Raw genomic sequence first — 13,736 nt, forward strand, 5'->3', positions numbered from 1 at the left:
GTTGGACGAATGACTTCTCTTTTCAGTCATCGCTGAGGCGGGCGCGCCCTGGCAACGATGAGGAGCCTGCACCAACGCGATCCGTTCTGGTTGGGCTTGGGGTGGGCGGACCTTGCCCTTCACCACGGCCGGGGTACAGGCGCTGCAGCGTGGCGGCTGTGTGCCTTCGATTCAGCAACTGGAACAATGGCCGCTTGGCCCATACGCCGATCTCACCCGTTTCGAGCCGAGCACCGATTCCAATGCAGGAACAAGCCGCGATGGCGGGAGCAACACCAACCTTTTCAATATGCGAAGTGCAGAATTCAGCGAACCAGGTCTGGACTATGAGCCGTCAGTACCCGTGATGGCACTGCGTGTGGACGTGGCAGCGCGCGAGCGAGAGATTCCTGTGCACGAGCACCGGTCCGGCCAGCTCGTGATCGCACTGCGCGGTGCCGTCTCCTGCGAGGTGCCCGGTGCCCTGTGGATGGTTCCGCCCCAGGCTGGCGTGTGGATTCCGGGCGGCACGCCGCACAGCAACCGAGGAACGGCGAACGCGCTGATTTTCTACCTCTTCGTGGAACCTGGCGCTGCCCCCTTGCCTGATCGTTGCTGCACCTTGCGCATCAGCCCGATGCTCAGCGAGATGATCCAGTACCTCGCAGGATTGCCGCCTTTGTATGAAGCCGGCGGGCCGACCGATCGACTGGCGCAGGTGCTGCTTGACCAGCTTTGCGCGATGCCCACGGAAGAAATGTTCCTGCCGATGCCCGAGGATGCAAGGCTTAGAAAGATCTCAACGGCGATGATGCGCGATCCCTCCGATCGCAGGACCCAGACGAACTGGGCAAGCGAGCTGGGCATGAGCGATCGAACGTTGAATCGACTGTGCACCTCGTTGACGGGCCTGAGCTTTGGCCGCTGGCGGCGCCAGCTGCAGATGATCGTGGCGCTTCGCGAGCTGTCCGGTGGCGCGACCGTCCAGCAAGTCGCCTATGACCTGGGCTATGAGTCGCCCTCTGCCTTCAATACGATGTTCAAGAAGGCTTTTGGAAAGCCACCCGCTACCTACATCAACGACCGCTTTCGGGTCGGTGGATGACACGTGATTTCAGGTCAGCGCGTCACGGACACCAGCGGCCATCCCATGGACACACTCACCTGTAGGCCCGGGCGTGGGTCACACCACCGTCCACCGCCAGGGTAGCGCCCATCACGTAGTCACCCGCACGCGACGCCAGGAAGATCGCCGCGCCTGCGATGTCCTCTGAAGTGCCGATGCGTCTGGCGGGTATGTGTTCGGACAGTTCGTCGCCGCGGTCGCGTGCGTTGCGGTTCATCTCGGATGGAAATGCACCGGGTGCAATGGCGCTGACCGCGATGTTGTCCTGCGCCAGGCGCAGCGCCATCCGCCGGGTCAGGTGGATCAAGCCCGCCTTGCTGGCGACGTAGGAGTAATTCTCCTGAGGATTGAGCGCGATGCCATCCGTGGAGGCGATGTTGATGATCTTCCCCACACGCCCCTTGGCCGCGGCGCGCAGCGGCCCGGACAGCGCCTTCGTCAAGAAGAAGGGTGTCTTCATGTTGAGATTGACCACCTTGTCCCAGCCGCTTTCGGGGAAATCATCAAAGTCCTCTCCCCAGGCAGCGCCGGCGTTGTTGACCAGGATGTCCAGGCTGGTTTCATGCTGCGCGAAGGCAGCGGCCAGGGCCTGGCAGCCGGTGACCGTGGAGACGTCGTAGGGCAGCGAGACGCAATGGCCGTTCTTCGACAGTTCCGAAGCCGTCAGATCGCATGCCGCGGCTTTGCGCGCGCTGATGTAGACGCGTGCACCTTGCGCCAGGAATCCCTCGGCGATCATGCGACCAATACCTCGTGAGCCACCCGTGACGAGAGCCGTGCGGCCTCGCAGAGAAAAAAGATCTTGCGTCATCATTGCAATGTCTCGGCAGTTCGGTGAGATCAACCAACCTCGAGGAGGGCTCGCCTCACGTAGGCGGCTCCGTCAAACAGCCGCCGAGCGGTTCGAGTGAAGTGCACTTCTCGGACCGTCCACTCGTCGTCGGCAGTGCGAGCCACGCTCGCAAAAATTCCGATCACACCACTCGGATGGCCGATGCGGATGCGCGTCGGGCCGGCATGACTGCCTCGCGCCTCAGCCGGAATCGTCCCTGCGATCTGTGCTGCCACGGAAAGGCAGACCGAGCCCCCGCCTGGAAAAGCCTTGTGCATCGCGCCGCCATTGAGAACCATGCGCGCAACAAAGTCGACCTCCGACGACTTGACGATTCGATCGCCGCCGATGGTTCGGTAGTCCTGCGCTTCGCTGATGAGGATCTGGTAGGGCGTGAGGGTTCCTGACGCTGGCAGGCTGCAACGATCGGCGGCCCACTGCCTGACTTCCTCGGCCATTTCGTAGATATCGGAGCCGAGCTGACCGGGAAGCTCCGTGCCGGTAACGCCCAGATCCGCGGCACGGATGAAGACACACGCCGTTCCCACATCGACGATCGAGACGGGTATCTCGCGGCCGAGTTTGGAGACGTAGACCGAATCACGTGCCTGCCCGGTGGGCAGCAACCTGCCCGTGGTGGCACCGCTGGTGCCGGAGTAGTCCAACGCGACCTCGGCGCCCTTGGCGGGCACCCCATCCACTTCGGTGTCGCCTTCCACGCGCGGCTCGCCGTGGGCACATTGCACCACCATGCGCAGAATCTTGCCGGTGTTGGTGTTGTGCACTCGCACGGTGGTGGCGGGCTCCTGAACGGGGATGAGGCGCTCCTGCAGCGCGTAGACCCCGGTGGCCGATGAAATGTTGCCGCAGACGATCTCGAAGCTCACGCTCGGCTGATCGATGCCGATCTGCACAAAGGTGTAGTCGATGTCTGCGTCAGGTCGCGAGGGCGGCCCGATGATTGCGCATTTGCTGGTGAGGATGTCGGCGCCTCCAAGCCCGTCGATCTGGCGCACGTCCGGGCTGCCGAACAGAGCCAGAAGGAATCGCTGCAGCGCTTGTGGATCGGACGGCACGTCACGCTGCGCGAGAAAAACAGCCTTGCTTGTGCCGCCGCGCATCAAGGTGACCGGAACGCTGATTTGTTCTTTCATTCGTTCAGTATGCGCGTGCGCAGGGCGCGCGTCCTTGCAGTTCGGCTGCTCTGGCTTTAGCAGAACTACACGCTTTGCACGCTTTAGGAAGGCTAAAGAATGCGCAGCACAAATCCAATGACGGGGCGGCCCTGGGTCCCCACACTTCCTGTTGTCGTGGCCACCGCCACCGGAACAGGAGACACCTTTGAAGATCATCAAACGCACGGATTCCCACATCCGTGACACCCTCGGCGGCATGGTGCTTGTGGCCACACACGCAGGCGGGCAGCCCCCCCAGTTTCCGCCGATCGAATTCATTCACCACGACCAGCCGATCGAGGAGATCGAGCTCGGCCCGACCGGGTCCCTCTACAGCTTCACGGTGGTCCATCCCGGCAAGGACAAGCCCGCCTACGCACTGGCGATGGTCGACTTCGAGTCGGGCGTCCGCGCCTTCGGTCGGCTCTTGTTCGATGGAAATCCGCCGGCGATCGAAAGCCGCGTGCGCGTGGTGCCCTTCGCGTTGCCGGACGGCACACCCGACTACGCCTTCCAGGAGCAATGAAATGAAGCAACCAATGATCACCGGCGTGGGAATCACCGACTTCGGCCGCTTTCCGGAGCTCACCGAAGAGGCCATGGTCCAGTCGGCCATTCTTGGCGCCCTGGAAGATGCCGGCACGCGGCTTTCCGAAGTCCAGGCGTTCTACTGCGGCAACGCGCTCGGGGCCATGCTGCCGGGGCAGCGTGCACTGCGTGAACTGCATGCGCACGGGGGCGCCGTCTACAACGTGGACAACGCCTGCTCCAGCGGCGCGACCGCATTGAATCTTGCATTGCAGGCGCTCAAGGTCGGTCAGTACGACACCGTCCTGGTGTTCGGAATGGACCATCTGAGCGGTCTGGGGGGCGGGCCGCTGCAGCTGAGCCAGCAAGACTGGAACAACAGGCGGGGGATGATCATGCCCGCCTTGTACGCCATGCGCGCTCGGCGATACGTGCACGACCACGGGCTCAAGCTCGAGACGCTCGCGGATATCTCCGTGAAGAACCGAAAGCACGGTGTTCTCAATCCCATCGCCAAGTTTGCAAAGCTGGCGACCCGCGAGGAGATTCTTGCGTCCCGTCCCGTGGCCGAGCCGCTCACGCTGCTGCAGTGCTGTCCCGCCGTGGTCGACGGTGCAGCGGCCCTCGTGCTCAGCACCAAGCCTACCCGAGGCGTCGCAAAGCCGGTTCAGGTCCTGGCGTCCGTGGTGCAGTCCGGCTTGTTCGAAACCACCCCGGTCGATATGACGGAAGCCGAGATCACGGCGCGTGCCGCCAGGCTGGCCTATGAGCAGGCCGGTGTGGGACCGCAGGATCTCAGTCTGCTCGAAGTGCACGACGCCTTCACTATCTCCGAATTGCTCTACTACGAGGCGCTGGGGCTTTGCGATCGCGGCGATGCGGCTGCGTTGCTGCACAGCGGTGCGACCGCCCTGGGCGGGCGGGTGCCTGTCAATCCGAGTGGCGGCCTTCTGGCAAAGGGACATCCGCCCGGCGCAACCGGTGTCGCACAAATCGTGGAAGTCTGCGAGCAGTTGCAAGGCCGCGCGGGAGCACGGCAAGTGCAGGGGGCGCGCATCGGCCTCACGCAGGTGACTGGCGGCGGTATCTGGGGCGTGGATCACGCCGCCTGCGCCATCCATATTCTTTCGCTCTGATCGGGTCGACATGAACCAGACAAATCCAACCGCGCCTGCCTCGTTGCAAGGCCTCGTCGCCGTCGTGACCGGAGGGGCGAAGGGCATCGGCCTTGGCATCGCCCGCGAACTGGCGCAGGCCGGCTGCCGCATCGCGCTGTGGGACTTCGACGACGAAGCCCTGCAAACCGCCCAGCGCAGCCTTGCGAGTGAAGGGGTCGACGTGAAGACCTTCAAGGTTGACGTGAGCTCCGTGGAGCAAGTGGAGTCGACGGTGGCCCAGCTGCTGGCCTCCCATGCACGCATCGACATCCTGGTCAACAACGCCGGCATCGGTGGAGACAAGCTTGTTTCCAAGATGGATCTGGCGTTCTGGAGCCGCGTGATCGAGGTCAACCTCCATTCGCAATTCATTTGCTCCAAGGCGGTCTTGACCCAGATGGCGGAGAACCGGTTCGGACGCATCATCAATATCGGTTCCCGTGCCTGGCTGGGCAATCGCGGCCAGGCGGCCTATTCCGCTTCCAAAGGCGCCGTGGTGAGCCTGACCCGCTCATTGGCGCTGGAATATGCGCGCAAGGGCATCACGGTGAATGCCATTGCGCCGGGCATCGTCGAGACCCCGCTGTTTGAAACGCTCACCGAGGAGGTCAGGCAGAGTCTTCACAAGACCGTGCCGATGGAGCGCATCGGCCAGCCGGAAGACATCGGTCGCGCCGTTCGATTCTTCGCGGAGCCAGGCTCCAGCTACGTCACGGGGCAGCTGCTGTACGTTTGCGGCGGACGCAGTCTCAGCAGTCCGTCGGTGTAATGAACCGATGCGAACCCAACAAGAACATCCAACGAGATCGAAGGTCGCATGCTCGCTAATGCATTGGGCGGATTGAAGGTGATCGACTTCACCCAGGTCATGGCGGGTCCCACGTGCACACTGTGCCTGGCCGACCTGGGGGCCGATGTCGTGAAGGTGGAAGCCCCCACAGGCGATCTTTCGCGAGCGCTGTCGCCCTGGGTTCATGGCGAGGGCGTTCCTTTCCTGGCGCTCAATCGCAACAAGCGCAGCATCGTGCTCGATCTGAAGCAGCCGACCCACCGGCAAGCGGCGCTGCGGCTGGTCGCGCAGGCGGACGTGCTGGTGGAGAGCTTCCGCCCGGGCGTGATGGAACGCCTGGGGCTTGGTTACGCCACGGTGGCTGCGGCCAATCCGCGGCTGATCTATTGCTCCGTCTCCGCGTACGGTCAGCACGGGGCCGCAAGAGACCTGCCCGGGGTGGACGGTGTGCTGCAAGCCGTCAGCGGCCTCATGAGCGTCACCGGCACGCCCGATGGGCAGCCGTGCAAGGTGCCAGTGCCCGTTGTCGATCTTGTCACGGGGTCGTTCGCGACCATCTCGATCCTGGCTGCCCTCGCGGATCGCCAACGCACGGGGTTGGGCCAGCACGTGGAAGCAAGCATGTTCGCCAGCGCCATCGCGCTACAGCATGTGAGTTTCGCGTCCTATTTCGCAGACGGCAATGTGCCCGGCCCGCAGGGAAACGCAGCGCCGTATTCGACGCCGAACGAGGCCTTGCGTTGCGCCGACGGGTGGATCATGGTGGCGGCCTATCACCCCGCCCGATGGCAGGCCTTGTGTACCGCAATCGGTGCGCCTGAGCTTGTATCCGACCCGCGTTTCGCTGAGAACAAGGATCGATTGCAGCACCGTGAGGCGCTGTTACGCCTGCTCGAAGCACGCATGCTGGCGCATCCCCGTGCCTTCTGGCTCGAGCAGTTCGCGGCCGTGGACATCATCTGCGGTCCGATCAACAACTATGCCGAGGTCGCGCAGTCCGCGCCCTTCGTCGAAGCGGCACTCACAGAGACCTTGCTGCACCCGGTCGCAGGTGCGTTGACGATGCCACGCAGCGTCATCGGTGCGGTTGGCGAGCGGCCTCAGGCGCGACGGGCAGCTCCAACACTCGGACAGCACACCCGCGAAGTGCTGGCCGAACTCGGCATGCCGCCAGCAAACATCGAGGCGGTCATCGCCGCCGACTCTCCTTCGAACTGAGACAAACCCATGCCCATCGTCAAAACAGTCCAGGATGGCGTCGCCATCGTCACCCTGAATCGACCCGAAGCCATGAATTCCATCGACCCCGAGTCGAACGAGCAGCTGCTCGCGATCTGGGACGAGGTCTCGAGCGACGAGGAAATCCGCGTACTCGTGCTGACGGGCGCGGGCGAGCGTGCGTTCTGCACGGGTGCAGATCTCAAGAAAACGATGCCGCCGGCCGACAGCGCAGCCCGGCAGGTCTTTCGCGGCGGCAACCGACATTCCAATTTCGGCACGCTGCGCACCGACAAGCCCGTCATCGCCGCGATCAACGGCTACGCCCTCGGCGGCGGACTGGAGCTGGCCTTGCTTGCGGACATCCGCATCTGTTCCGACAACGCGCAGTTCGGCTTGCCGGAGGTGCGCGTCGGCAGCATCCCAGGCGCCGGAGGCACGCAACGCCTGATCCGCGCGGTCGGCCAGTCGGACGCGATGTGGATGCTGCTGACGGGCGAACGCATTGATGCCAACGAAGCGTTGCGGATCGGATTGGTCAGCAAGGTGGTTGCCCTCTCCGAGCTGCAGGAAACGGCGATCAACCTGGCCCGCACAATGGCCGCCAATGCGCCATTGGCGATGACCGCGGCCAAGCGTCTGGCGATGACCGGACGGGAGCTGCCGCTTGCCGGTGGACTGGAACTGGAGCGCCAGGCCTTTGGCGTGCTCAGGGACAGCGAGGACCGACTGGAGGGGCGCCGTGCTTTCGCCGACAAGCGCGCCCCGGTCTTTCGCGGTCGCTGACTTTGCCTCGCACAGAGGGCGCAAGCGTCGTGGGGCGCTGCGCGCTCGCATCCCCGAGCGGCCTCGTGCTGACGCCCAAACAACCGGCGCGACCTCGCTGAACTTTCCTGGAGCAGCTCTTGAACAATCCGAGTACTGCCTGGCTCTACAGCCTCGCACTCATCGTTGCCGCGTCCTTCGGCACGTCGTCGGCCATCGCGCAGCAGGCCGGCCGACCGCCCGCAAGGATTCTTGTGGGCTTCTCGCCTGGCGGGACACTCGATGTCGTCACACGGACGCTTGCGGATCAGCTGCATGAGCCGCTCCACCGCACCGTCGTGGTGGAGAACAGGCCCGGAGCCGGCGGAAAGATCGCGATCGATGCGCTGCGTGCCGCCCCCGCCGACGGAAGCGTGGCCATGCTGTGTCCTGACTTCCTGCAATCGATCTATCCATTCGTCTTCAACAAGCTCAATTACGCTGCGCAGCGGGATATCCTGCCGGCGTCGACCGTGGTCGAGTTTCCGATGGCGCTGGCCGTACCCGCATCTTCGCCCGTCAAGAACTTTGCCGAATATGCCCAATGGGTGCGCGCTCATCCTGAGCATGCCAACTTCGGCCATGCCGCATCGGGAGGCCCGACCCACTTCTTGGGATTGCAGATCGCCAAAGTCATCGGAACACCGCTGCAGGACGTGCCGTTTCAGGGCGCAGCCCCGATGATCGTGAACCTCGTCGGCGCCAATGTCGCAGCGGGAAGTTCAACTGTCGGAGACTTTGCACAGCACCACAACGCCGGCAAGCTTCGCGTGCTGGCGGTCACCTCTGCGCAACGCTCACCGCTTCTGCCTGACGTTCCTACGTTCGGCGAGCTCGGCCGAAAGGAGCTCACCGCAGCTGGCGTATTGGCCATATGCCTGCCTCCTGGAACGCCTGCAGTCGTCGTCTCCGAATGGAGCACTGCGATCCGGAAAGCAGTTGCAACGGAGCAGTTCGCGCGCAAGATCCGCACGCTCGGCTTTGTGGAGACGGGAAGCTCGCCGGCTGAGGCTCGAGCCAGGTTCAGCGAAATGCGTGCCTTTTGGGAACCTGTGGTCAAAGCTTCGGGATTCAAAGCGGATTAGGGCTGTGGCGGCTTGTGATCGCACACCGGCTGGACAGCAACTCGACTGAGGATTGCGGCGCCGAAGAGGAAGAGGCGCGACAGTGCGCTCATCGGCCGCAGGATCAGCCAGGGCCGTCACTCGCGGCTGCAAGCAGCGGCACCAGGATATCGCTGATCGGCGTGGGGATGCCCAGAGCCCGGCCGCGACGCGCGACGACACCGTTGCGGATATCCCATTCGAGCGGCCGCCCGGCTTCGCGATCCGTGAGGATGGAGGTGCCCATGTCTGCGGGAGAGGCCTGGAATTTGGCAAGAATCTCCTGCGGCACCCCGTCGTCGAGTTCTGCGCCCTCGGCGCGCGCCACGGCCAGGCATTCCCGCAGATAGGCAAGGGCGAGCTCGGCGATATCGGACCGGCCGAACATGCCCGAGCGGCGGTGCGTGAGCACCATGAGTCCGGCCACCGCGTTCTGCAGCAGCTTGCGCCAGGCCAGCGTGCGGAAGTTCGTGGCCAGCTCGACGCAGCACCGTGTGCCTTGCAGCGCCTCGGCCGCCACGCGGGCATGCGGCGTGTCTGGCAGGCTCAGGCGCATGTCCGCGCGCAGGCGCACCGTGCCGTCGGATTGGGCTTGCACAGGGAACCACACGATCGCGGGAACGATCTGCCCGGCCCGGGCATGCGGCGCGATCCGCTCCAACGGCTCGACGCCGTTCTGCAAAACGCACACGACGGTCTTCGGGCCGCTCAACGCGGTGAGCCATCCTGCCGCCGCCTCGATCTGTGTCGCCTTGACCGCCAGAAAGACGAGGTCGACCGTCCCCCCGATTTGTGCGGGATCCACCCGCACCGGACCGGGAACGGTGATGAGGCGATCGCCATCCAGAAGCGTCAGGCGATCCCGGGGTGTGCGGCCACACAGCAACGGTGTGCGACCGGCTTCGTGCAGTGCCGCCGCGACCGCGGTGCCGATGGCACCCGGACCCACAACGGCGATGGATGCAGCCCTTGTCGTATTCATGAACACAGACTCCTTCAAGCGTCTCGCTCAGCGTTCGCGCACGCCATGCTTGCGTTCGTCACGAGCGCGATGTAATCTATTACACATAATGGAAGAATATGGTAACGGAGTTTCAGGCGACGCGCGCTTGTTGCAGTTGATCGGAAGCATCCAGGCCCGAGCTGGCGATCTCGCTGCCAGCGAGGCAAAGGTCGTCGAGCTCCTGCTCGCCGATCCCTTGTTCGTTGGCGCGAGCACGACCGCGCAGGTGGCTGCCCGCGCCGGCGTTTCGCCGCCGAGCGTGATTCGCGCCGCGCGTGCGATCGGATTCAGCGGTTTCACCGAACTCAAGATCGAGATCGCGCGTGCCCGCGGTACCACCGGGTTCTTCGCGCCCTCTGACGTGCTCACCGCGGGTGCGACGACCGCGGCGGTGCTCGAGGCCTCGATCCGCGCAGGCACTGACGCACTGGCCGCGCTCGGCGGAGCCCTGGAGCTGTCCGCGCTCGAGCGGGCGGTCATCACCATCGAGCAGGCGCGCCAGGTGATCGCATTCGGAGCCGGTCCCTCGGCGACGGTCGCCGCCGATGCGGTCTTCCGTCTGCGGGCGGTCGGCGTGACGACCATCGGCATTGCGGACCATCTGTCGGCAATGATCGCAACGCGGCTCCTGGGGCCCGGTGACGTCGTCATCGCCGTCAGTTCGACCGGGCGCACCTCGACGACACTCGCCGTCGCCGATGCGGCATCTTCTGCCGGCGCCTCGCTCATCGCCATCACCAACCAGTACGGCACACCGCTGGCAACCCTCGCGAACATCGCGCTTGTCGTCGGCGGGGCACCACTGACGGCCCAGATGGCCGCGGCCGGAAGTCGCCTGGCGCAGCTCGTGGTGATCGACGCACTGGTCGCGGCTTTCGCGCTGCGCGACCCGCAGCGCAGCCGCCGCGCGGAACGGGCGGGCATCGACCTGCCCGATATCGCCTGATGCCGCCCGGCACCGTCGCGATGGTCCTCGCCGCGGCGGTAGCCCATGCGGCATGGAACCTGGCCTCGAAGTACAAGCGCGGTGATGCCTTGCTGTTCGTCTGCGCCTATACCTACGCTTCGGCGCTGCTGTGCGTCCCGATCGGCCTCGTCTTCATGGCGAATGGGCAGCAGGTGCTCAACTGGCAGCTCGCGGCGGGCGCCGCTGTCTCGGCCGTGTTGCACACCGCCTACTCTCTGACCTTGCAGGCGGGCTACGACCGCGCCGAGCTGGGGGTGGTTTATCCGGTCGCACGCGGCACCGGGCCGGTGCTGGCGATGCTGTTCGCGATCCTGCTCCTGGACGAACAGCTCACCGCTGCCGCGATGTTCGGCGCTTCGCTTGTCGTGGCGGGCATTCTCGTCGTCACCGGCAACCCGTTCAGAAGGGGGAGCCGCCGGCCGCTTCAGGGCTTGCTCTGGGGCACCGCGACGGGGACGACCATCGCCGCCTACACGGTCTGGGATGGCTACTCGGTCATCGCGCTGCACCTGGCGCCCGTGAGTTACTACGCGGCCACGCTGCTGCTGCAGAGCCTGATCCTGACCCCCAGTTTGCTGCGCCGACGCCATCGCATTCGAGCGGCCATCCGTGCCGACGCCATGCCGATCCTCATCGTGGCTGTGTTCTCCCCGCTCGCCTACATCCTCGTTCTCACCGCCATGCTGAAGGCGCCGGTGGCGCTCGTCGCGCCACTGCGCGAGTCCTCCATCGTCATCGGCTCACTCGTTGCATGCAGACTGTTTGGCGAGGGTGATCTTGCGCGCCGCATTGCCGGCGCGGTGATCGTGCTGGCCGGGATCGCAGCGATCAGCCTTTGACGCCTTCTTTGAGCCAGCTCCGCACGCGGTAGCGGGGCTCATGGGTGATGGCTGAGGCCCGTTGCTACCGGACAGAACGGATCCAATCTCTGAAAAGCTTCACGGGAGCCTCTGCGGCTTTCAGCGGATCGCAGACCAAGTAGTAACCGGACTCCGTTCTGGCGACGTGATCCACGGCAATGACGAGCCGCCCACTGCGGAGGTCGTCATCCACGTAGGCTCGCTGGGCAATGGCGATCCCCAATCCATCAGCCGCAGCCTGGTAGCACAGCGCAGCATTCGCCAAAGTGATTCCATGCAGACGCGGGGAATCTACAAGTTCGACCGAACTGAACCATAGCGACCAGGCTTCCGGTCGCATCATCGAGTGCAGCAGGTTGGCTTGCAGCAGATCTCGAGGTGTCTTCAAATGCCTGGCCAGGTGGGGTGCGCAGACAGGAAGAAATTCGTCGTCGAAGAGGTGGTCCAGCTCGACATCGGCCCACTCTCCCATGCCATGCCGGATCGCGCAGTCGGCGCCCTCGAGCCGGATGTCGTCGGCCATTGCAATGGTCGAAATCTCGAGGTCGATGTCGGGGTGTTGCGCGTAGAAGCCGCGCAGGCGAGGTACCAGCCATCGGATGGCAAGGCTCGGCGTCACTTTCAGGCGCAGCCGCTTGTCCAGCTGGATATCGACCACGTCATTGAGTGCATCGTTCAGGCGATCGAAAGCATCCGAGACGCGGTGGGCCAGTCGTTTGCCCACCGCGGTGAGCTCGATCTCGCGGCCGGATTTTTGAAACAGCTGCGCTCCGAGCCCGACCTCCAGCTGCTTGACTTGCTGGCTGACTGCACCGGGCGTTACATGAAGCACCTGAGCGGCGCGCGTGATCCCCTTGGCGCGGCACACTGCATCGAACACGCGCAGCGGGCCGAGGAGCGCACGGAGGCTGTGCATTGCGAGCAAACGGAAGGCGCAGCGAACTCAGCGCTCGCTCGAACCCGCCGCTGGGACCATGCCGCTCAGGTTCTTGGCGGCCCGACGCTCCGCGAGGCAGATCATTGCGGCTGCAAACAGAAGTCCTGCTGCCAGACAGAGCCACGAGACATAGCTGCCGGAAATGTCAAAGAGCCGTCCCGCGAGGAATGGCCCGATGCCTGCGCCAACGGCCACCGTGGCATAGACACCCCCGAAGAGGGTGCTGTAGAGGTTCAGCGGGAATTTCCGGCTCACCAGGTAGGCTGCGAGGTCGAACTCCGCGCCGACCGCGAAGCCAGTCATGAGCAACCCGGGAAGCACCAGCGCCGGTTGGCCTGTTGCCAGAAGCAGCATGCCGGTGGCAGACAGCATGAAGAGCGTCGCCGACAAGCGCGCGGCATCGAACATGTCGAGCAGAAGGCCGGTGACGATTCGTCCGACGATGACCGCCACGCCAAGGATGCTGGCGAGACCGGCGGCGCGGTTCGGGGAAAGCCCGAGGTCAGTGAGCATCGGAACGACGTGCACGATCGTGCCGAAGATGCCGACCGAGCACAACAGGAAGACTGCGGCAATGCGGAAGAAGTGCGGATCGGCCAGAGCCTTCAGGTTACTTCCGGCGGGGGCACGGCGGCCCTTGTCTGCAGGCGCCGCATCCGCACCCCGCAGGAAGTAGGCGATCAATGGCAAAAGGGCAAGGACAACGGCCGCAAGACCCAGGTAGGTGGCTCGCCATCCGAAGTTGGCGATAGCCGGCGTGACGATCAGCGGAATCAGGATGGCCCCGACGCCCGTTCCGGTAATGGCGATGCCCAGCGCCAGTCCGCGTTGCCGGGAGAACTTGCCCACGAGGATCCTTGTGAAGGACAAGGGGGAGGTTGCGCCGCCGAGCAGTGTCAGGACAGTGACCAGTGCCAGAAAACTGGCCAGCCCCTGTGTCCAAACGCCCAGAAGCAGAAAGGAGGTCGACAGGGCCGCCAGGGAGAGCAGGGTGACGCGTCGCGCGCCATACCGGTCGATCACCTGTCCGATGAGCGGTGCCGCGCATCCGAGCAGCACGCTGCTGATCAGCGAGCCCAGGGACGCGGTGCCTCGGGTCCATCCGAACTCGGCTGCGAGCGGCTTCAGAAACAGACCTGAACTGTAGAAGTACAGCGATGAGACGCCGCTGGCCAGGCCGAGGAAGCAACCCAGGACGTAGCGCCAATGCTGCCGCAGTTCTGAAGGTGAATCAGGAGAGGGTGTCATGTGCGGATC

14 protein-coding genes are annotated in these 13,736 nt (G+C 64.5%); 9 read left to right on the top strand and 5 right to left on the bottom strand.

Annotation, left to right across the window (positions count from 1 at the left end; all coding sequences use genetic code 11):
* Positions 1-112 precede the first annotated feature (112 nt).
* Entirely contained in the window at positions 113-1,084 is a 972-nt protein-coding gene (locus IB278_RS25145; protein WP_318646710.1) for a helix-turn-helix transcriptional regulator, read from the top strand.
* A gap of 55 nt (positions 1,085-1,139) precedes the next feature.
* Here the strand turns inward: IB278_RS25145 and IB278_RS25150 are convergent, their stop codons facing one another.
* Both IB278_RS25150 and IB278_RS25155 read right to left on the bottom strand, forming a co-directional pair.
* Positions 1,140-1,919 (bottom strand): SDR family oxidoreductase, encoded by a 780-nt coding sequence (locus IB278_RS25150; RefSeq protein WP_192326265.1) that lies wholly within the window; start codon positions 1,917-1,919, stop codon positions 1,140-1,142.
* A 26-nt stretch (positions 1,920-1,945) separates the two neighbouring features.
* On the bottom strand, positions 1,946-3,091 hold the full coding sequence (locus IB278_RS25155) for a PrpF domain-containing protein (RefSeq protein ID WP_192326267.1): 1,146 nt from the start codon (positions 3,089-3,091) through the stop codon (positions 1,946-1,948).
* A gap of 187 nt (positions 3,092-3,278) precedes the next feature.
* Between IB278_RS25155 and IB278_RS25160 the strand changes: the two genes are divergently transcribed.
* From IB278_RS25160 to IB278_RS25185, 6 genes are all read left to right on the top strand, one after another.
* Positions 3,279-3,638 (top strand): Zn-ribbon domain-containing OB-fold protein, encoded by a 360-nt coding sequence (locus IB278_RS25160; protein WP_192326269.1) that lies wholly within the window; start codon positions 3,279-3,281, stop codon positions 3,636-3,638.
* Between the two features lies 1 nt (position 3,639).
* A complete protein-coding gene (locus IB278_RS25165) occupies positions 3,640-4,776 on the top strand; it encodes a thiolase family protein (protein WP_192326271.1) in 1,137 nt (378 codons plus the stop codon).
* Positions 4,777-4,786: 10 nt separating this feature from the next.
* Positions 4,787-5,566, top strand: a complete 780-nt coding sequence (locus tag IB278_RS25170; RefSeq protein WP_192326273.1) for an SDR family NAD(P)-dependent oxidoreductase — start codon at positions 4,787-4,789, stop codon at positions 5,564-5,566.
* Positions 5,567-5,638: 72 nt separating this feature from the next.
* Positions 5,639-6,805, top strand: a complete 1,167-nt coding sequence (locus tag IB278_RS25175) for a CaiB/BaiF CoA transferase family protein (RefSeq protein WP_263864267.1) — start codon at positions 5,639-5,641, stop codon at positions 6,803-6,805.
* A 9-nt stretch (positions 6,806-6,814) separates the two neighbouring features.
* Complete coding sequence (locus tag IB278_RS25180) at positions 6,815-7,591, top strand: enoyl-CoA hydratase/isomerase family protein (RefSeq protein ID WP_192326277.1); 777 nt, start codon at positions 6,815-6,817, stop codon at positions 7,589-7,591.
* 119 nt (positions 7,592-7,710) lie between these two features.
* A complete protein-coding gene (locus IB278_RS25185; protein ID WP_192326279.1) occupies positions 7,711-8,694 on the top strand; it encodes a Bug family tripartite tricarboxylate transporter substrate binding protein in 984 nt (327 codons plus the stop codon).
* Positions 8,695-8,797: 103 nt separating this feature from the next.
* On the opposite strand, the gene IB278_RS25190 is transcribed toward IB278_RS25185, so the two are convergent.
* On the bottom strand, positions 8,798-9,694 hold the full coding sequence (locus IB278_RS25190; RefSeq protein ID WP_192326281.1) for an oxidoreductase: 897 nt from the start codon (positions 9,692-9,694) through the stop codon (positions 8,798-8,800).
* An 88-nt stretch (positions 9,695-9,782) separates the two neighbouring features.
* Here IB278_RS25190 and IB278_RS25195 point away from each other — a divergent pair, with 88 nt between their 5' ends.
* Together IB278_RS25195 and IB278_RS25200 are read left to right on the top strand one after the other, a co-directional pair.
* The gene (locus IB278_RS25195; protein ID WP_192326325.1) at positions 9,783-10,661 is read left to right on the top strand and encodes a MurR/RpiR family transcriptional regulator; all 879 of its coding nucleotides are present in this window, start codon (positions 9,783-9,785) and stop codon (positions 10,659-10,661) included.
* On the top strand, positions 10,661-11,521 hold the full coding sequence (locus tag IB278_RS25200; RefSeq protein ID WP_192326283.1) for a DMT family transporter: 861 nt from the start codon (positions 10,661-10,663) through the stop codon (positions 11,519-11,521). The genes IB278_RS25195 and IB278_RS25200 overlap by 1 nt, the downstream gene beginning before the upstream one ends.
* Before the next feature lie 64 nt (positions 11,522-11,585).
* On the opposite strand, the gene IB278_RS25205 is transcribed toward IB278_RS25200, so the two are convergent.
* Together IB278_RS25205 and IB278_RS25210 are read right to left on the bottom strand one after the other, a co-directional pair.
* Positions 11,586-12,458, bottom strand: coding sequence for a LysR substrate-binding domain-containing protein (locus tag IB278_RS25205; RefSeq protein WP_192326285.1), 873 nt, complete (start codon positions 12,456-12,458; stop codon positions 11,586-11,588).
* A gap of 27 nt (positions 12,459-12,485) precedes the next feature.
* Complete coding sequence (locus tag IB278_RS25210) at positions 12,486-13,727, bottom strand: MFS transporter (protein WP_192326287.1); 1,242 nt, start codon at positions 13,725-13,727, stop codon at positions 12,486-12,488.
* Between the last annotated feature and the right edge of the window lie 9 nt (positions 13,728-13,736).

The organism is Variovorax sp. VRV01 (genome assembly GCF_014852545.1).
GTDB classification, from domain to species: domain Bacteria; phylum Pseudomonadota; class Gammaproteobacteria; order Burkholderiales; family Burkholderiaceae_C; genus Variovorax; species Variovorax beijingensis_A.

Excerpts from the sequence above, each read along its gene's own strand:
- IB278_RS25150 (WP_192326265.1), bottom strand. The coding sequence starts at position 1,919 with ATGATGACGCAAGATCTTTTTTCTCTGCGAGGCCGCACGGCTCTCGTC.
- IB278_RS25155 (WP_192326267.1), bottom strand. The coding sequence starts at position 3,091 with ATGAAAGAACAAATCAGCGTTCCGGTCACCTTGATGCGCGGCGGCACA.
- IB278_RS25165 (WP_192326271.1), top strand. The coding sequence starts at position 3,640 with ATGAAGCAACCAATGATCACCGGCGTGGGAATCACCGACTTCGGCCGC.
- IB278_RS25170 (WP_192326273.1), top strand. The coding sequence starts at position 4,787 with ATGAACCAGACAAATCCAACCGCGCCTGCCTCGTTGCAAGGCCTCGTC.
- IB278_RS25180 (WP_192326277.1), top strand. The coding sequence starts at position 6,815 with ATGCCCATCGTCAAAACAGTCCAGGATGGCGTCGCCATCGTCACCCTG.
- IB278_RS25190 (WP_192326281.1), bottom strand. The coding sequence starts at position 9,694 with ATGAATACGACAAGGGCTGCATCCATCGCCGTTGTGGGTCCGGGTGCC.
- IB278_RS25195 (WP_192326325.1), top strand. The coding sequence starts at position 9,783 with ATGGAAGAATATGGTAACGGAGTTTCAGGCGACGCGCGCTTGTTGCAG.
- IB278_RS25200 (WP_192326283.1), top strand. The coding sequence starts at position 10,661 with ATGCCGCCCGGCACCGTCGCGATGGTCCTCGCCGCGGCGGTAGCCCAT.
- IB278_RS25205 (WP_192326285.1), bottom strand. The coding sequence starts at position 12,458 with ATGCACAGCCTCCGTGCGCTCCTCGGCCCGCTGCGCGTGTTCGATGCA.
- IB278_RS25210 (WP_192326287.1), bottom strand. The coding sequence starts at position 13,727 with ATGACACCCTCTCCTGATTCACCTTCAGAACTGCGGCAGCATTGGCGC.